Here is a 17,015-nt window from a genome sequence, read left to right on the forward strand (position 1 = left end):
ATACATATAGATTGGGGGAAGGAAGAATGAAGAGAAAGACAACAACAATTGCTGCACTTGCGTTAACGACGAGTGTATTGGTTGCAGGATGTGGGAATGGTGAGAAGGCTTCGACAACGAAGAAAGAATCGAATAAGGGAATGGCTGATAAACAAGTTTTAAATTTGCTAGAAACAGCTGAAATTCCTTCAATGGATACATCTAAATCAACGGATTCTGTATCTTTCCGTGTATTTGTAAATGCAATGGAAGGTTTATATCGTCTAGATAAAGATAATAAACCAACACCAGGTATGGCAAAAGATGTGAAGATTAGTGAAGATAAAAAGACATATACATTTGAATTACGTGATGCGAAATGGTCAAATGGTGATCCAGTTCGAGCACAAGATTTTGTATATGCATGGCAACGTACATTAGATAAAGCAATAGCGGCAGAATATGCATTCATTTTATTTGATGTGAAAAATGCACAGAAAGTAAATAAAGGTGAATTACCAGCAGATCAATTGGGTGTTAAAGCGAAGGATGATAAAACGTTGGTAGTAGAATTAGAGCAACCAGCACCTTATTTTCTTGAGCTTACGTCGTTCCCTACATTTTTCCCATTAAATGAAAAATATGTGAAAGAGCAAGGAGATAAATACGGATTAGAAGCAGATAAATTAGTATATAATGGACCATTTACAATGAGTCAATGGAAACATGAACAAAATTATCAGTTAAAGAAAAATCCTAATTATTGGGATAAAGATACTGTAAAGTTAGACGAAATTAATGTAAGTATTGTGAAGGAAACAAGCACGGGAGTAAATTTATATGATAGTGATCAAGCAGATCGAGTTATTTTAACTTCTGAATTTGTTGATAAATATAAAAAGAATAAGCCAGATGAATTTAAAACGAAGTTAGATCCACGCATATATTTCTTACGTTTTAACCAAAAAAATGCAACATTTAAAAACCAAAAAGTACGTGAAGCGATTGATTTAGCATACGATAAAAAAGGAATTGCTGATGTCATTTTAAATGACGGTTCATTGCCAGCATATTTCTTAGTACCTGAAAAATTCACGACAGGTCCGGATGGAAAAGATTTCCGCTCTGTAAATAAAAACTTCCGTGATAGTAAAGATAACGCAGAGAAAGCCAAAAAATTATGGGAAGAAGCGAAGAAAGAGCTTGGGCAAGATACAATTACGGTTGAATTACTAAACGATGATAACGGTAGCCGTAAAAAAGTAGGCGACTTTATTAAGGAAGAACTAGAGAAAAACTTGCCTGGTATTAAAGTGAATTTGAAACAGCAACCATACAAGCAGAAGCTAGATTTAGAAAAGAAATTCCAATATGAATTCTCATTATCTGCATGGAGTCCTGATTATCCGGATCCAATGACTTATATTGATATGTTTGTTACTGGAAGCTCATTTAATGAAATGGATTATTCTAATCCGAAGTATGATGATTTAGTAGCGAAATCAAAAGGAGAGCTATTAAAAGATGATAAAGCACGCTGGAATGCACTTGCGGAAGCTGAAAAAATCTTAATTGGTCAAGACGCAGCAATTTCTCCTACGTACCAACAAAGTACAGCTTATTTAGAGAAGCCGTTTGTAAAAGGCATTGCTAACCATACGTTTGGCGGGGACTTCAGTTATAAATGGGCATATATTACAAAAAAATAGTATAATAAAAGATGAGTGAATTTTCGCTCATCTTTTATTTGTATAAGGAGGAATTATAGTTGTTAAGGGGAATCAATCATATTTGTTTTTCGGTATCTAATTTAGAAAACTCTATTATGTTTTATGAAAAAGTATTAGAAGGAGAATTATTAGTTAAAGGAAGAAAATTGGCTTATTTTAACATATGTGGAGTATGGATAGCGCTTAATGAAGAGACGCATATTCCGAGAAATGAGATTCATCAATCTTATACGCACATTGCATTTTCTGTTGAACAAGAAGACTTTAAATGTCTAATACAGCGATTAGAAGAAAATGATGTTCATATTTTACAAGGAAGAGAACGTGATGTAAGAGATTGCGAATCTATATACTTTGTTGATCCTGACGGTCATAAATTTGAGTTTCACTCAGGGACACTGCAAGACCGTTTAAATTATTATAGAGATGAGAAACCTCATATGACATTTTATTAGGGAGGGATAGCATTTGCATGCACTTGTAATTGGTGGAACAGGAATGCTAAAGAAAGTTTCTATGTGGCTTTGTGAGAAAGGATTTTATGTTTCTATTATCGGGCGAGATGAAGTGAATTTAGAAAATGTTAAGCGAATGAGTTCTGCACCAGAAAATATTACATGCCTTTCGTTAGATTATCATAATGATGAAGATGTAAAGCTAGCTATTAAAAGTACAATTAAGAAAAATGGCCCGATCACATTAGTTGTTGCATGGGTACACACAAGTGCAAAGCATGCACTATCAAATATTTGTAAAGAACTAGATTTGTCGTCTAAAACATATAGTTTATTTCATATTTTAGGTAGTAAAGCATCACGTATGCCTGCACAAAAAATAGGGAGTACGCGATGTATTTATTATAGAATTATTTTAGGTTTTATTTTAGAAGATACATATGGAAGATGGCTTACTCATGAAGAGATAGCTGATGGAGTTATAAAAGGGATTGAAAGTAAACGAGCGGAGTGGATTGTAGGGAGAGTTGAACCGTGGGAATTACGACCAACATGGTGAGGGGGAGTAAGAAATGAAAACAACTATATATGTAACAAGGCATGGTGAAACAGAGTGGAATGTAGCGAAGCGAATGCAGGGACGAAAAAATTCTGCTTTAACTGAAAATGGTATAGTTCAGGCGAAACAATTAGGGAATCGAATGAAAGATTTACCAATCCATGCGATCTATAGTAGTCCGAGCGAAAGAACACTTCATACGGCAGAGTTAATAAAAGGGGAACGTGATATACCCATTATAGCGGATGAGCATTTCTATGAAATCAACATGGGTATATGGGAAGGACAAACAATCGCGGATATAGAAAAGCAATTTCCAGAAGAAGTACATCTATTTTGGAATGAGCCACATCTTTTTCAGTCAACATCAGGCGAAAATTTCGAGGCCGTTTATGAAAGAGTAATTGAAGGGATGCAGCTTCTTTTAGAGAGGCATAAAGGACAAAACATATTGATTGTTTCTCATGCGGCAGCAGCAAAATTACTTATAGGGCATTTCGCGGGAATGGAAATAGAAAATGTGTGGGATGATCCATTTATGCATAGTGCCAGTTTGAGCATAATAGAATTTGAAGAGGGTATTGGTAAAGTGAAACAATTTGCAGATATAAGTCACTTTCAATAAATGTAAAAAAGGCCGCAAAACGGCCTTTTTTGGGTGGTATAAAAACTAGCAGTTACGTTTTTTATACCAGAAGTGATCGAATTTCTTATTTTTGCAAGATGGGAATTTATGTCCGCCTTTGCAATCATTCCATTTGTGTCCGCTATCGTGACAGTCTTTACCATGATCACATGAATCATCGCAAGAGTGACCGTGTCTGTTAGGGAAGAATTCGCATTTTTTACAGAAACTTCGTTTTGTCCAGAAAAATTTCTTTTCAAAGCGTATGCATTTTGTAATGAATGTACAATGTTTTCTGCGAGTCCGCTTTGTAACTAATACGCATTCTTTTCTACGCGTTACTTTCGTAACGAACGTCCATTTTTGAACACGTACACGTGTACATTTCGTAACAAATGTCCATTTTTTTACATGCGTACATTTTGTAACGAACGTACAATGTTTCACGCGAGTACATCTTGTTCTTGGACATTTACCCCCAGTTGTACATTTACATCCAGTTGTACAATGATGATGAGTGAATTTATCATCATCGCATTCAAAAGTACTTGGATCTTGGTGTAAGAAATCCTCCATCCCAGCACTTTTGATTTCTTCGACAGCTTTTCTAATATCACGTTTCATAGAAATCCTCCTTATCATGTATTAAAGTGAAAAGGTATTCTTTTTCCTTAACATGATATGTATGTAGGCATCTTTCTGAACAGGACAAGAGTGTAATTTTATATAAATAGATGATTGCGGATGTATGGACAAGACAAGGCGCATACATTGAATGAAGAGAACTGAGAAGGGATGAGAAAACATGCTGCCTTCATATGATTTTTTTGTTCATCCAATGTACTTAGTGGAATTGAAAAAGGACATTTGGTCAGATAGTCCAGTGCCAGCAAAATTAACTTATGGAAAAAAGAAGTATGACATTGATATCGTATACCGTGGGGCTCATATTCGCGAATTTGAGAAAAAGTCTTATCATGTTATGTTTTATAAGCCTAAAAAATTTCAAGGTGCGAAAGAGTTTCATTTAAATTCGGAGTTTATGGATCCGTCTCTCATACGAAATAAATTATCTTTAGATTTTTTTCATGATATTGGTGTACTTTCGCCAAAATCACAACATGTATTAATAAAAATTAATGGTCAAATTCAAGGTGTGTATTTACAGTTAGAATCGGTTGATGAAAATTTTTTGAAAAATAGAGGATTACCGAGTGGTTCTATTTATTATGCGATAGATGATGATGCGAATTTTTCATTAATGAGTGAACGAGATAAAGATGTTAAGACAGAGCTCTTTGCGGGTTATGAATTTAAATATTCGAATAAAAATAGTGAAGAACAACTGAGTGAATTTGTATTTCAAGCGAATACTTTGACGAGGGAAGCCTATGAAAAAGAAATTGGGAAGTTTCTACATGTAGATAAATATTTACGATGGTTAGCAGGAGTTATTTTTACGCAAAATTTTGATGGTTTCGTTCATAACTATGCACTATATCATAACGATGAAACAAATTTATTTGAAGTTATACCGTGGGATTATGATGCGACTTGGGGGCGAGATGTACAAGGGAGACCACTTAATCATGAATATATTCGCATTCAAGGGTATAATACGTTAAGTGCAAGATTGCTAGACATACCTGTATTTAGAAAGCAGTATCGAAGTATTTTGGAAGAAATATTAGAAAATCAATTCACAGTTTCGTTTATGAGGCCGAAAGTAGAAGGGTTGTGTGAATTGATTCGCCCATATTTACTACAAGATCCATACATGAAAGAAAAATTAGAAACATTTGATCAAGAGGCTGATATGATTTATGAATATATAAATAAAAGAAGAAAGTATATACAAGACCACTTACATGAATTGGATTAATTTTGAAAGAGATTGAAACGTTATCAATCTCTTTTTTTTGTATAATAAAGATGTATCAATAAAAATGAAGTAATATATTTGATAGAGAATGGGGATGCGGATATATGACGATTAAATGGATTGATTGGGTAAAACAAATACAATCTATAGCTCAAGCGGGTTTAACGTATTCTAAGGATGGGTATGATATTGAGCGTTTCCAGCAATTACGAGATATTTCTATTTCAATGATGTCACATTACACGAAAACAGATTGGGAAGTCGTAGAGAAATTATTTGCAAGTGAGACAGGCTATCAAACACCTAAAGTTGATATAAGAGCGGTTGTTTTTCAAAATGAAAAGTTATTATTTGTGAAAGAAAAAAGCGATGGGAAATGGGCATTGCCAGGTGGATGGGCTGATGTCGGTTATACGCCAACCGAAGTTGCAGCAAAAGAGGTTTTCGAAGAGGCAGGTTATGAGGTAGATCATTTTAAGTTACTAGCTATATTTGATAAAGAAAAAAATCAACCATCTCCATCGGCAACGCATGTATATAAGATTTTCATTGGATGCGAGATTATTGGTGGAGAAAAGAAAACTAGTATTGAAACAGAAGAGGTGGAGTTTTTTGGTGAAAATGAATTGCCTAATTTATCAATTGCTAGAAATACAGAAGACCAAATTAAAGAGATGTTTGCCTACATGAAAGACCCGCAGAAAGAGAAATTAATAGATTAATCCTGCTTGAATTGTACATATTGTTAAAATGAAGATATTGGCAGATTGCAGCCTTTATGTAATAATGGGATGGTATGTGAAGAAAAAAGGAGATAAAAAAGAACATGTTAGCAAACATAATAGATCAGTTATTGCAATTTTTTGCAAGCTTAGGTTACTTTGGAGTAGCTCTTGCTTTAATGATTGAAGTAATCCCGAGTGAAATTGTACTTTCGTATGCTGGCTTTTTAGTAGCGAATGGTAAAATTAGTTTTGTGGGTGCAGTTATCGCCGGAACGATTGGTGGTACTTTAGCGCAAATCTTTTTATACTGGCTTGGATACTACGGAGGGCGTCCGGTTGTAGAGAAATATGGGAAATATCTACTTATTAATAAACATCATTTAGACATAGCGGAAGGTTGGTTTAAGCGTTATGGAGCAGGCGTAATATTTTCTGCGCGCTTTATCCCAGTAGTACGTCATGCGATCTCTATTCCAGCAGGACTAGCTAAGATGCCATTAAAACTATTTACACTTTATACGGTTGTAGCGATCATTCCATGGTCAATTCTATTTATATACTTAGGTGAAAAACTTGGTGGGAATTGGCGACAAATTAAAGAGTATGCATCTGATTACACACATTACATAATTATAGGAGCTGTTCTTTTTATTGCTCTATATTTTGGTTTAAAGTATTTCAAAAAGAAAAAAGCAGCGCGTTAAAGTCAATGATTTTTCATTGGCTTTTTTTGTTTGTTTCGGTTCTAAAGAAAAGGAGTTGTCCATAATGTGTAATAATAAAGCGTAGCGGAGGAATGTGATGAAAGGGTCACCGTTTATACGTGGAACGATATTTTTAACGATGGCAACGATGATATCAAAAATGTTAGGGTTTATATATGTTATACCATTTACAGCGATGGTCGGTACGAGTGGTTACGTTCTATACACATATGCATATCGTCCTTATACCATCATGCTCAGTATAGCAACAATGGGATTACCGCTAGCTGTTTCAAAGATGGTATCAAAATATGATCAACTGAATGATTATCATACGGTTAAGAGAGTGTTGAAAAGTGGAATCGTGTTTATGTTTATAATGGGAGTCATTTCGTGTTTTACGTTATATATGCTAGCTCCGCATTTAGCTAAACTTGTCATCGATGGGAATGATCAAACGGGGAATAGTGTAGGAGCGGTTACTACTAATATTCGAATTGTAAGTTTTGCGTTAATACTTGTGCCAGTAATGAGTTTATTAAGGGGCTTTTTTCAAGGATTCCAATCGATGGGGCCTTCTGCATTAAGTGTAGTTGTAGAGCAATTTTTTCGGGTTTTAACCATTTTAATAGGAAGCTTTGCCGTTTTATATGTTTTAAAAGCTTCTGTTTCGCTAGCGGTTGGTATTTCAACGTTCGGTGCATTTATGGGAGCTGTAGGTGGATTAACTGTTTTAAGTGCGTATTATATAAGAAGGAGAAGGCACTTAAAGAAAAAAGAGATGGAAAGTATACCACAAACAACGAAATCTTTTTTCTCATTGTATAAGGAGCTCTTTACATATTCTATTCCTTTTGTTGTGGTGGGCTTAGCAATTCCGTTGTATCAGACGATTGATACATTTACAATTAATAAACTACTTATACAAATAGGGTATATGCAAGGAGAAGCGGAAAAAATTAATGCGATAATTGGTCTTGTTCAAATGGTTGTGCTTATCCCGGTATCCGTTGCGACAGCTTTTAGTATGTCTCTCGTACCAGAGATGACGAAAGCTTACACAGCAGGAAATACGAAGCTATTGTACAAACATTTTACGAGAACAAATGTATTAGTAGTAGCAATTACGGTACCGGCGGCAATTGGAATGATGGTGTTAGCCAAACCTGTATATACTCTTTTATTCGGTGCTGGAAATGATCCAGAGATGGGGAGAATCATTTTACAGTATTATGCTCCTGCTTGCATACTATTTTCTCTTTTTACAGTAACGGCTGCTATGCTACAAGGAATCAATCAACAGCAGAAGACGGTGCTAGGACTAGTGATTGGAATTATTGTGAAGATAGTTTTAAATATTGTATTGCTTCCGTATTTCGATTATGTAAGTTTTATCATTTCAACATACGCTGGCTATACGATTTCAGTCGGGTTTAACTTGTGGATGCTTTCTAAATATGTTATAAAGGCAACATAAGCTTTTAAGGCAGAGAGCACTCTGTCTTTTTCTATGTTTATCCCGCTTTAACGGGCAGTGAGACCCTCACCTCAAAATTCAGCGAAAGAAAAGAAGTTTGGTTGGGGGCGGGTAGCCCGTAAAAGCCCGATTTGTGAGGCCTAATAATCAGTGGGGGATGAAGCCACCCACTGATTAAAGTTTCACTTTATAATATTTTTCCTATAAAAACGTTTTCAAAATAATTTTTCTATTGAAATTTAAACGTATGTTTCATATGCTGAGAATGGCGGTTTAAAAACTGTGATTTAAGAGAGGTAGATTCCTACATGTAAAAAGAATCGGGGTGATAGTATGTTAAATATATATTTAACAGACCGAAACGGAAAACTACAAGAGATTGAGGAAATGCAAAAGGGGTGCTGGATTAATGTACTTCATCCAACAGAAGAAGAAATTCAATATCTAGTACAAACTTTAAATGTAGACTTAGATTTCATTAAAGACCCTTTGGATGATGAAGAACGCTCTCGTATTGAAAAGGAAGACAATAATACTTTAATTATCGTGGATATTCCGACAGTTAGACATGACGAAGAAGGAAATTCGATTTATGACACGATTCCAATAGGTATGATTGTGATGCCGGATTGTTTTGTTACAATCTGCTTAGAAGAGAATCCAATTTTTGAACGTTTTATTAATCAACGTATTAAAGAATTTTATACGTTTAAGAAGACGCGCTTTGCACTTCAGCTCTTATATACGATTTCTACTTATTATTTAAGATACTTAAAGCAAATAAATCGAAAAACAATTGATTTAGAGCATCAATTAAATCAGTCAATGAAAAATAAAGAGATCTTCACATTGTTAGGCCTTGAGAAAAGTTTAGTATACTTTACAACGTCATTAAAGGCTAATAAAATTGTAATTCAAAAGTTAATGCGTAATAGTACATTTTTAAAAATGTATGAAGACGATCAAGATTTATTAGAAGATGTATTAATTGAAAATAAACAGGCTATTGAAATGGCAGAAATATATAGTCACATTTTAAGTGGAATGATGAATACTTTTAGCTCCGTTATATCAAATAATTTAAATAGTGTTATGAAACTGTTAACGTCAATTACAATCATTTTATCTTTACCGACGATGGTTTCTAGTTTCTTTGGAATGAACGTAAAGGTTCCGTTTGAAGGGGAAGCCCACGGTTTTGTAATTGTACTCATCATATGTGTAACACTATCTTTCACGTTAGCTTTTGTTTTTTGGAAGAAACGTTACTTTTAACGATAAAAAAGCTGCTCTAGCATAGTTATATAACTACGCTAGAGCAGCTTTTTTGCTATGAAATCTCAAATTTTGAATAGAATATAACTTGTACAATGTAATGTATATAAAGGGTATGTATGCCATATAATCCTTGTCCAATTAATGAAATGGGGTTAAAATTACATATTGTTAATGAAAAGTTGGAGGAAATACATCATGGAATTGTTTCAATTACCGAAAGCATTCCTGCAAATGAATACAATTTTTATCTCCATATTGATCGAAGCACTTCCGTTTGTGCTAATTGGTGTATTTATTTCAGGATTCATTCAAATGTTCGTGACAGAAGATATGGTGGCTAAATGGATGCCGAAGAACCGATTTCTGTCTGTTTTATTAGCTACTTTTTTAGGGATGTTGTTTCCAGGTTGTGAATGTGGAATTGTTCCGATTGTAAGACGATTAATCGGAAAAGGCGTTCCACCATACGCAGGGATTGCATTTATGTTAACTGGTCCAATTATTAATCCAGTTGTTTTATTTGCAACATACGTTGCCTTTGGGAGTAGTATGCACATGGTATGGTATCGTTCTATTGTAGCGATTATCGTAGCAATTATCGTTGGAATTATATTATCCTTTATGTTTAAAGAACATCAATTAAGAGATGATCACTTCCCAGAAGTGAATAATAAGCGTCCGTTACGTAAAAAAATGTGGGATGTATGTACACACGCTGTTGAGGAATTCTTCTCAATGGGAAAATATTTAGTACTAGGTGCGTTAATTGCAGCAGCGGTACAAACGTTTGTACAAACTTCAACACTTCTTGCTATTGGACAAGGTCCGTTTTCTTCATCAGCTGTTATGATGGGACTTGCTTATATATTATCACTTTGTTCAGAGGCAGATGCATTTATCGCTTCTTCGTTCCAAAGTACGTTTTCAACAGCTTCACTTGTCGCGTTCCTCGTTTACGGACCGATGGTGGATATTAAAAATATGTTTATGATGCTTGCGACATTTAAAACGAAATTTGTAATTGTTGTTATAGTTACAGTTACTCTTGTTGTTTATGCAAGCTCACTACTCATTTATGCGATGGGGTGGTAGGTTATGTTTCGAGCATATATATTATTAGGTTTTACAATATTAATTGCGCAGCTTCATATTTCCGGTAACATTACGAAGTATATCAATATGAAGTATGCCTATTTATCAACAACAGCAGCAATTATTTTAGGTTTCTTAACGATTGTACAAATTATCGTCGTTTTCCAAAAAGAGCACCAAAAGGAAAAAGAGAAAAATGATTGCAGTTGTGACCATAGCCATTGCGGACATGATCATTCAAAAGATGAGAATACATGGTGGAAAAAAGCATTTTCGTACTCCTTGTTTTGTTTTCCAATTATCTCAGGCTTATTTTTCCCGATTGCAACGTTAGATTCAGATATTGTTAAGGCGAAAGGATTTCATTTTCCTGTTGCACAAGCAGAAAGTAAGGATCCATTTATGACAAGACAATTTCTAAGACCTGATACGAGCATTTATTACGGGAAAGAAGGATACCGCGGTGTAATGGAAAAAGGGAAGAAAGAGTTTGTTACGAAAGACAATATTAATTTGAAAGATGAAGACTTCCTAAAGGGCATGGAAACAATTTATAATTATCCTGGCGAGTTTACTGGGAAAAAATTATCTTTTAAAGGGTTTGTTTTTAGAGATGATTCTTCTAAAAAAGAACAATATTTCTTATTCCGTTTCGGTATTATACACTGTGTAGCGGATTCTGGTGTATATGGTATGTTAGTGAAAAAACCAGAAGGCGTAGAGTGGAATAATGATGACTGGATTCAAGTAGAAGGAGAGATAACTACTGAGTTTTATCAGCCGTTTCATGCGAATATTCCTGTATTAGAAGTAACAAAATGGAATAAAGTTGAACAGCCGAAAGAACAATATGTATTTAGAGGAGCCGATTGATAAAATCGGTTCTTTTTTGTGGACTAAAAGTTCTGAATGTTGCTAATATTAAACATGTAGTTCATTTAGTATAGGGATTATTGAAATATTAGGGATAGATCATTAAAGGGGTGATAACAATGACAGAAGTAAAGGGGAAAACAGCCAATGAGTCAAGGGTGTTCAAAACGAGCCGGGTATTCCCAACAGATTTAAATGATCATAACACGCTATTTGGTGGGAAGATATTAGCGGAGATGGATATGGTTGCTTCTATTTCAGCATCCAGACATTCGAGAAAGGAATGTGTCACAGCATCTATGGACTGGGTTGATTTCTTACATCCTGTTCGTTCTTCAGATTGTGTTAGTTATGAATCTTTCGTAATTTGGACGGGAAGAACTTCGATGGAAGTGTTTGTGAAGGTAGTGGCTGAAGATTTAATTTCAGGTGAGAAGCGTATAGCGGCAACGTCATTCGTTACTTTTGTTGCACTTAGTAAGGAAAATAATCCAGTTCCAGTACCGCGTGTTATCCCTGAAACAGAAGAAGAGAAAGAATTACATCGTATTGCAGTGTTACGTGCAGAGCAGCGTCATATACGTAAGGCAGAGAGTAAGAAAGTAGCCACATTGTTAACCTTTTGAGATAAATGTTTAGCCATTTAAGTTACAATAGCAGGCGGAAATGGTTTTAAAATGAAAAGCGGACACCTAAAAATAGGTGTCCGCTTTTATAGTTTTTTCATCCACATATCATATGACAGTAGCTACTTAGCAGAAGCAAGCAGCACCGACGATGATTAAGAGGATAAATAATACGACTAATAGCGCAAATCCATTACCATGTGCGAAGCCCATTGTTATTTCCTCCTTTTATTTTAAGATACAACATACAATATGCAAATGAGCTATTGTTTGATATGGACATATATCATGCAATGACATATTTTCTTGAATGATAATGTAATAAAAAAGGGAAGATATAGAAATAACAGTAAGTGGAGAAAGGAATTTATCCATGAAGCACTTTTTCGCTATAATCCTTTGTTTAATAGGTGTATTCATTTGGATGAACATCGATGTGGAAATGGGGAAGGAAATGGCTAGTGAATATGAATTAGGACAAGTTCGATTAGGTGAATGTCAACTATATACGAACGGTGGAGAGTTATATAGAAAATTATTTGAGGATATAAACGAAGCAGAAAAGTATATATATATCCATTTTTATATTGTAGGAAAAGATGAAATAAGCGAAGAGTTTTTACAGTTATTAGAGAAAAAAGCATCTAGTGGAGTAGAAGTGAAATTGTCAGTCGATCGGATAGGTGGATATAAGCTGAAGAAAAAGGTAATTAGCCGATTAAAGGAAAACGGTGTGAAGTTTACATTTAGTAAAAAACCGAAACTGAAAAATGTTTTCTATTCTTTGCATCAACGAAATCATAGACGTATTGTTACGATAGATGGAAAGGTATCATACGTCGGTGGTTTTAATATCGGAAAGGAGTACCTTGGACAAGATCCGAAGTTTGGGCCATGGCGTGATTATCACGTGCGCATCCATGGTGAGGGTGCAGCGGATATGGAAAGAAAGTTCGCCGAAGATTGGAAAGAAGATACAGGAGAAAAAATGCCTATACATGAAAGTATACCGACATTAGGGAATGTAAAATATCAATATTTATTTTCAAATGGAAAAGGCTTATGGGAAAAGTATGGGGCACTTTTAAAAAAGGCTAAAAAGTCTTTAATTATCGCTACACCATATTTTGTACCAAGTAAAGAAATGGTGAAAGAGTTAAAAGCTGCATTAAATCGTGGTGTTAATGTGAAAATTCTCGTGCCATTTAAAAGTGATGCCATATTGTTAAAACAAGCTGCCTATCCATATTTGAAAGATATGTTACATGCTGGAGCGGAGATTTATCAATATCGAAATGGATTTTTTCATGGGAAAGTAACAATCATTGATGGAGAAATTGTTGATATTGGGACAGCGAATTTTGATAATAGAAGTTTTTATTTAAATTGTGAGTCTAACTGTATCATATATGATAAAACAGTTGTTGATGAAGTATGGAGTCGATTAAAGGTAGACTTTCATAAATCAAAACGATTTTCTGAAGAAGATTTTGAGAAAATTAGTAGATGGGATTGGTTTTTAGCAAGAATAGCAAATGTTTTAGCATCATATTTATAACATATAGACCCTAGAGAAGGGAGGCACTTTCATGGATTGTATGAAAGAGTTAATGAGATATAGTTATATGCTAATATACAAGGTTGGAGAGTATGCTGGAAAGGTCAGAGACGAAGAATTAAAAAATCTATTACAGCACCATTTACCATATATGTTACAAGCATATAATGAACAAGTAAATTTTCAAGAAGGAGAGAATGTGCAGCATATAACCTGTGAAACAACGGAGTTTGGTTTGCATGAAATGGAAAAGGAAACAGTTAGTAAATATACAGGGGATATTCATATTGCAACATGTTATATTGCGCACTTAAAACGATTAGCTCTAAAGTTTGCTCAAGTTGCAGTGGAAGTTGCTAATCCGGAGTTCCGCTCATTTTTGGAAAATTGTTTCCTGAAAATGAACCGTTACGCTTATAGTGTGTGGCAATATGTTATGAAGAAGGAATATAAGATTACACATCTATATGAAAATGAAAAGTTTGCATGAGAAACTAAGGCGGAATGGTATGCGCCTTAGTTTTTTTATGTCCATTTAGAGAAAAAATTAGTTTTATTGTGTATCGATTGGAAATGAAATATGTAAATTTAAATTAGTTTTTTTATCAGTAAATTTACAAAAATTTACCGTATATTTACTGTTTTTCAATCTCTCCTTTAAAAATAGAGAGTAATATGGGGTTGTACATATTCTATCACAGGGAGGAAACGCAAATGAACAAATGGGTTAAATCATTAACTGCTATGGCACTTGCAAGTTCTTTATTAATGGTAGGTTGTAGTAAAGGTGAGGACAAGAAGAAAGAAGACGACACAACAACACAACAAGAGGATAAAAAGGATAAAGAAACAAGCGGAACCGAGAAGTCTACTGATTCTAAAGAGAAGAAATAAAGTAATAATAAAGCTTCCTCTCATATATGAGGAAGCTTTTTTGTTGTAAATTGATTGATATTATTGAAAAATAGAAAGAGAATGAAAGAGGGGGAAAACAAATGAAAGTATGTATATTGGGAGCAACAGGACGAGTAGGTTCAAACATAATTAATTTAGCATTAAAGGATTCAGCTGAAGTGACTGCATTAGCGCGTGATTTAAATAGAATAGAAATACAACATGAAAGGTTACGAGTGATAGAAGGTAATGTATTGAACGAAAATGATATAAAAAAAGCGATAGAAGGAAGCGATATAGTAATTAGTGCACTTGGAACGGATCAAAATGGAACATTAGCGAAGAGTATGCCACAAATTATTAAGCAAATGGAAGAAGAAGGGGTTCATAAGATCATAACAATAGGAACGGCTGGTATTTTACAAGCAAGAACGGATCTAAATTTATATCGTTTTCAATCAACGGAATCAAAAAGGAAAACGACAACAGCAGCAGAAGATCATTTGGCTGCATATAAGGTACTAAGTAATAGTAATAATTTATGTTGGACAGTTGTTTGTCCGACACATTTAATAGACGGTGAGGCGACAGAGGTATATCGAACTGAAAAAGATTTATTGCCAGAAGGTGGATCAAAAATTACAGTGGGTGATACAGCACACTTTGCATGGGATCTATGTAAGAAAAACATATATGAAAATAGTCGAGTAGGTATTGCATATTAAAAAACCATCCCGAAGTCGGGATGGTTAAAATATGATATAACACAAGAAGATGACAATCATAATGATTTGGAGAATTGCTTTCGCTACTGTACTGCTTAAAAAACCAACTACAGTAGCAACTCCAACTAGAAAGGCATCTTTTGGCGCTTTTTTATGCACTAGTTCTGTTATAAATACTGATAAAAACGGTATGATAATAAGTCCGAATGGTGGGAAGAAGAACGATCCGACAATGATAGAAATCATTCCGACACGTTCGCCCCATTTAGAACTACCGTATTTTTTTAAGAAATATCCATTTGCAATAAAATCAGCAACGAAAATGAAAAGAGTGAAAATGACTTGAATAATCCAAAAAGAAGTTGTTAATTCTCCTCCATTTATACCGAAATGGTAAATTAAATATCCAGCCCAGACAGCAAGTATGCCAGGGATAATGGGATAAATAAAGGCGAGAAATGAAACAAGGAAACAGGCAATGGTACAAATTGTTAATAAAACAGTCACTTTATAGCTCCTTTTTAATATCTAGTTTATGTACAGCAACTTTTTTGACTTGATGTCCATCAAGTTCTAATACTTTAAATTGAAAACCAGCATATTCAATGGAATAACCAGCTTCAATATTTAAGTCAACTGCTTGAGAGAGAAGCCATCCTCCAATTGTATCTAAATCACTATCATCAATATGTAGGCCAAACATATCATTTACTTCAGAAATGAGCACCTTTCCATCTAAAACAGTAAGCTTAGGTGTACGCTTTTCAATCATAGGTGATTCATCCGCATCGAATTCATCTTGAATTTCTCCAATGATTTCTTCAAGAATATCTTCCATCGTTAAAAGTCCGGCAGTGCCACCATATTCATCCATAACGATTGCCATCTGAACGCGATTTTTTTGAAGATGGACTAACGTTTTACGAATTGGAACTGTTTCAAATACTGTTAAAACAGGATGTATATAAGATTCAAGTGGTTTATAAATACCTTTCGTTTGATCATGGAATACTTCTTTCGTATTAATCATCCCGATGATATCATCTTTATCTTTTTCAATGATTGGATAGCGTGTATATTTTTCAGTTGCGACGATATCCATATTTTCTTCTAACGTATTTTCAGTAGATAAGCAAATCATTTCGGTACGAGGAACCATTATTTCTTTCGCAACTCGATCATCAAATTCAAAAATGTTATTTACATATTTATATTCGGTTTGGTTTATTTCACCGCTTTTAAAACTTTCACCTAAAATGAGTCGCAATTCCTCTTCAGAATGAGCAAGTTCATTTTCTTTGGCAGGTTCTAATCCGAGTAGTTTTGTGAAAAATATAGCTGCACTATTGAGTAACCAAATAAATGGATACATAATTTTATCAAATAAAATAAGAGGTCTTGCAAATTTGAGTGTGATTGCTTCTGCTTTTTGAATTGCAAAAGACTTTGGAACTAACTCACCTAATACAACGTGGAAAAATGTAATAACACTAAAAGCAATAACAAAAGATAAAGTGTTAGCCATTGTTCCAGTAATATTAATTTTTTCAAAGAGCGGTCGTAGTATATGTTCCACAGTCGGTTCACCAAGCCAACCAAGCCCTAAAGAAGTGATTGTAATTCCGAGCTGACAAGCTGATAAATAAACATCTAAATTAGATAGGACGCTTCTTGCAGCTAAAGCTTGTTTATTACCTTCATTTGCAAGTTGGTCAATTCGACTTTTTCGTACTTTTACAACAGCGAATTCTGATGCAACGAAAAAGCCAGAAATAAGAATAAGTACAAAGATGAGAAAAATATTTAATATGTCCAAGTGTGTTCTCCATTCCA

At 34.4% G+C, this 17,015-nt stretch carries 20 protein-coding genes; 16 read left to right on the forward strand and 4 right to left on the reverse strand.

Annotated features, from left to right (window positions below):
* Window positions 1-26: 26 nt before the first annotated feature.
* Genes CQ064_RS11280 through CQ064_RS11295 form a run of 4 tightly spaced genes read left to right on the forward strand, consistent with a single transcriptional unit; the run spans window position 27 to window position 3,348 of the window.
* Window positions 27-1,688, forward strand: a complete 1,662-nt coding sequence (locus CQ064_RS11280; protein ID WP_000824273.1) for a peptide ABC transporter substrate-binding protein — start codon at window positions 27-29, stop codon at window positions 1,686-1,688.
* Between the two features lie 59 nt (window positions 1,689-1,747).
* Entirely contained in the window at window positions 1,748-2,164 is a 417-nt protein-coding gene (fosB, locus tag CQ064_RS11285; RefSeq protein ID WP_000943769.1) for a FosBx1 family fosfomycin resistance bacillithiol transferase, read from the forward strand.
* A gap of 13 nt (window positions 2,165-2,177) precedes the next feature.
* Window positions 2,178-2,723, forward strand: a complete 546-nt coding sequence (locus tag CQ064_RS11290; RefSeq protein WP_000543127.1) for a short-chain dehydrogenase — start codon at window positions 2,178-2,180, stop codon at window positions 2,721-2,723.
* Window positions 2,724-2,736: 13 nt separating this feature from the next.
* Window positions 2,737-3,348, forward strand: a complete 612-nt coding sequence (locus CQ064_RS11295) for a phosphoserine phosphatase 1 (RefSeq protein WP_000858830.1) — start codon at window positions 2,737-2,739, stop codon at window positions 3,346-3,348.
* A 45-nt stretch (window positions 3,349-3,393) separates the two neighbouring features.
* Here CQ064_RS11295 and exsB read toward each other — a convergent pair whose 3' ends face one another.
* Complete coding sequence (gene exsB / locus CQ064_RS11300; protein ID WP_000817498.1) at window positions 3,394-3,972, reverse strand: exosporium protein ExsB; 579 nt, start codon at window positions 3,970-3,972, stop codon at window positions 3,394-3,396.
* Between the two features lie 181 nt (window positions 3,973-4,153).
* Between exsB and cotH the strand changes: the two genes are divergently transcribed.
* From cotH to CQ064_RS11340, 8 genes are all read left to right on the forward strand, one after another.
* The gene (cotH, locus tag CQ064_RS11305) at window positions 4,154-5,230 is read left to right on the forward strand and encodes a spore coat protein CotH (protein WP_000938004.1); all 1,077 of its coding nucleotides are present in this window, start codon (window positions 4,154-4,156) and stop codon (window positions 5,228-5,230) included.
* A gap of 104 nt (window positions 5,231-5,334) precedes the next feature.
* Window positions 5,335-5,952 carry an NUDIX hydrolase N-terminal domain-containing protein gene (locus CQ064_RS11310; protein WP_000153575.1) on the forward strand — a complete coding sequence of 206 codons (618 nt, stop codon included), beginning with the start codon at window positions 5,335-5,337 and terminating at the stop codon, window positions 5,950-5,952.
* Window positions 5,953-6,056: 104 nt separating this feature from the next.
* Complete coding sequence (gene uptA, locus CQ064_RS11315) at window positions 6,057-6,659, forward strand: undecaprenyl phosphate transporter UptA (RefSeq protein ID WP_000880691.1); 603 nt, start codon at window positions 6,057-6,059, stop codon at window positions 6,657-6,659.
* Between the two features lie 97 nt (window positions 6,660-6,756).
* Entirely contained in the window at window positions 6,757-8,136 is a 1,380-nt protein-coding gene (locus tag CQ064_RS11320) for a putative polysaccharide biosynthesis protein (RefSeq protein WP_000678841.1), read from the forward strand.
* A gap of 333 nt (window positions 8,137-8,469) precedes the next feature.
* Window positions 8,470-9,411 (forward strand): magnesium transporter CorA family protein, encoded by a 942-nt coding sequence (locus CQ064_RS11325; RefSeq protein ID WP_000932389.1) that lies wholly within the window; start codon window positions 8,470-8,472, stop codon window positions 9,409-9,411.
* Between the two features lie 198 nt (window positions 9,412-9,609).
* The gene (locus CQ064_RS11330) at window positions 9,610-10,506 is read left to right on the forward strand and encodes a permease (RefSeq protein WP_000418716.1); all 897 of its coding nucleotides are present in this window, start codon (window positions 9,610-9,612) and stop codon (window positions 10,504-10,506) included.
* Between the two features lie 3 nt (window positions 10,507-10,509).
* Window positions 10,510-11,379, forward strand: coding sequence for a TIGR03943 family putative permease subunit (locus CQ064_RS11335; RefSeq protein WP_000488059.1), 870 nt, complete (start codon window positions 10,510-10,512; stop codon window positions 11,377-11,379).
* 119 nt (window positions 11,380-11,498) lie between these two features.
* Window positions 11,499-12,005, forward strand: a complete 507-nt coding sequence (locus CQ064_RS11340; RefSeq protein ID WP_000141164.1) for an acyl-CoA thioesterase — start codon at window positions 11,499-11,501, stop codon at window positions 12,003-12,005.
* Window positions 12,006-12,131: 126 nt separating this feature from the next.
* Here the strand turns inward: CQ064_RS11340 and CQ064_RS11345 are convergent, their stop codons facing one another.
* Window positions 12,132-12,218, reverse strand: coding sequence for a YjcZ family sporulation protein (locus CQ064_RS11345; RefSeq protein WP_000505094.1), 87 nt, complete (start codon window positions 12,216-12,218; stop codon window positions 12,132-12,134).
* Between the two features lie 160 nt (window positions 12,219-12,378).
* On the opposite strand from CQ064_RS11345, the gene cls reads away from it, so the two are divergent.
* The 4 genes from cls (at window position 12,379) to CQ064_RS11365 (ending at window position 15,182) form a co-directional block, all read left to right on the forward strand.
* The gene (gene cls / locus CQ064_RS11350; RefSeq protein ID WP_003291637.1) at window positions 12,379-13,563 is read left to right on the forward strand and encodes a cardiolipin synthase; all 1,185 of its coding nucleotides are present in this window, start codon (window positions 12,379-12,381) and stop codon (window positions 13,561-13,563) included.
* 31 nt (window positions 13,564-13,594) lie between these two features.
* Entirely contained in the window at window positions 13,595-14,053 is a 459-nt protein-coding gene (locus tag CQ064_RS11355; protein ID WP_000340543.1) for a spore coat protein, read from the forward strand.
* Between the two features lie 224 nt (window positions 14,054-14,277).
* Complete coding sequence (locus CQ064_RS11360; protein WP_001045960.1) at window positions 14,278-14,457, forward strand: hypothetical protein; 180 nt, start codon at window positions 14,278-14,280, stop codon at window positions 14,455-14,457.
* A gap of 101 nt (window positions 14,458-14,558) precedes the next feature.
* On the forward strand, window positions 14,559-15,182 hold the full coding sequence (locus tag CQ064_RS11365; protein WP_000861650.1) for an NAD(P)-dependent oxidoreductase: 624 nt from the start codon (window positions 14,559-14,561) through the stop codon (window positions 15,180-15,182).
* A gap of 24 nt (window positions 15,183-15,206) precedes the next feature.
* On the opposite strand, the gene CQ064_RS11370 is transcribed toward CQ064_RS11365, so the two are convergent.
* Window positions 15,207-15,689: a DUF456 domain-containing protein gene (locus CQ064_RS11370; RefSeq protein ID WP_000217340.1), complete on the reverse strand. Its 483-nt coding sequence runs from the start codon at window positions 15,687-15,689 to the stop codon at window positions 15,207-15,209.
* Between the two features lies 1 nt (window position 15,690).
* Window positions 15,691-16,998, reverse strand: a complete 1,308-nt coding sequence (locus CQ064_RS11375; RefSeq protein WP_000353735.1) for a hemolysin family protein — start codon at window positions 16,996-16,998, stop codon at window positions 15,691-15,693.
* Window positions 16,999-17,015: the final 17 nt, after the last annotated feature.

The organism is Bacillus sp. MYb78, assembly GCF_002975115.1.
GTDB lineage: Bacteria > Bacillota > Bacilli > Bacillales > Bacillaceae_G > Bacillus_A > Bacillus_A cereus.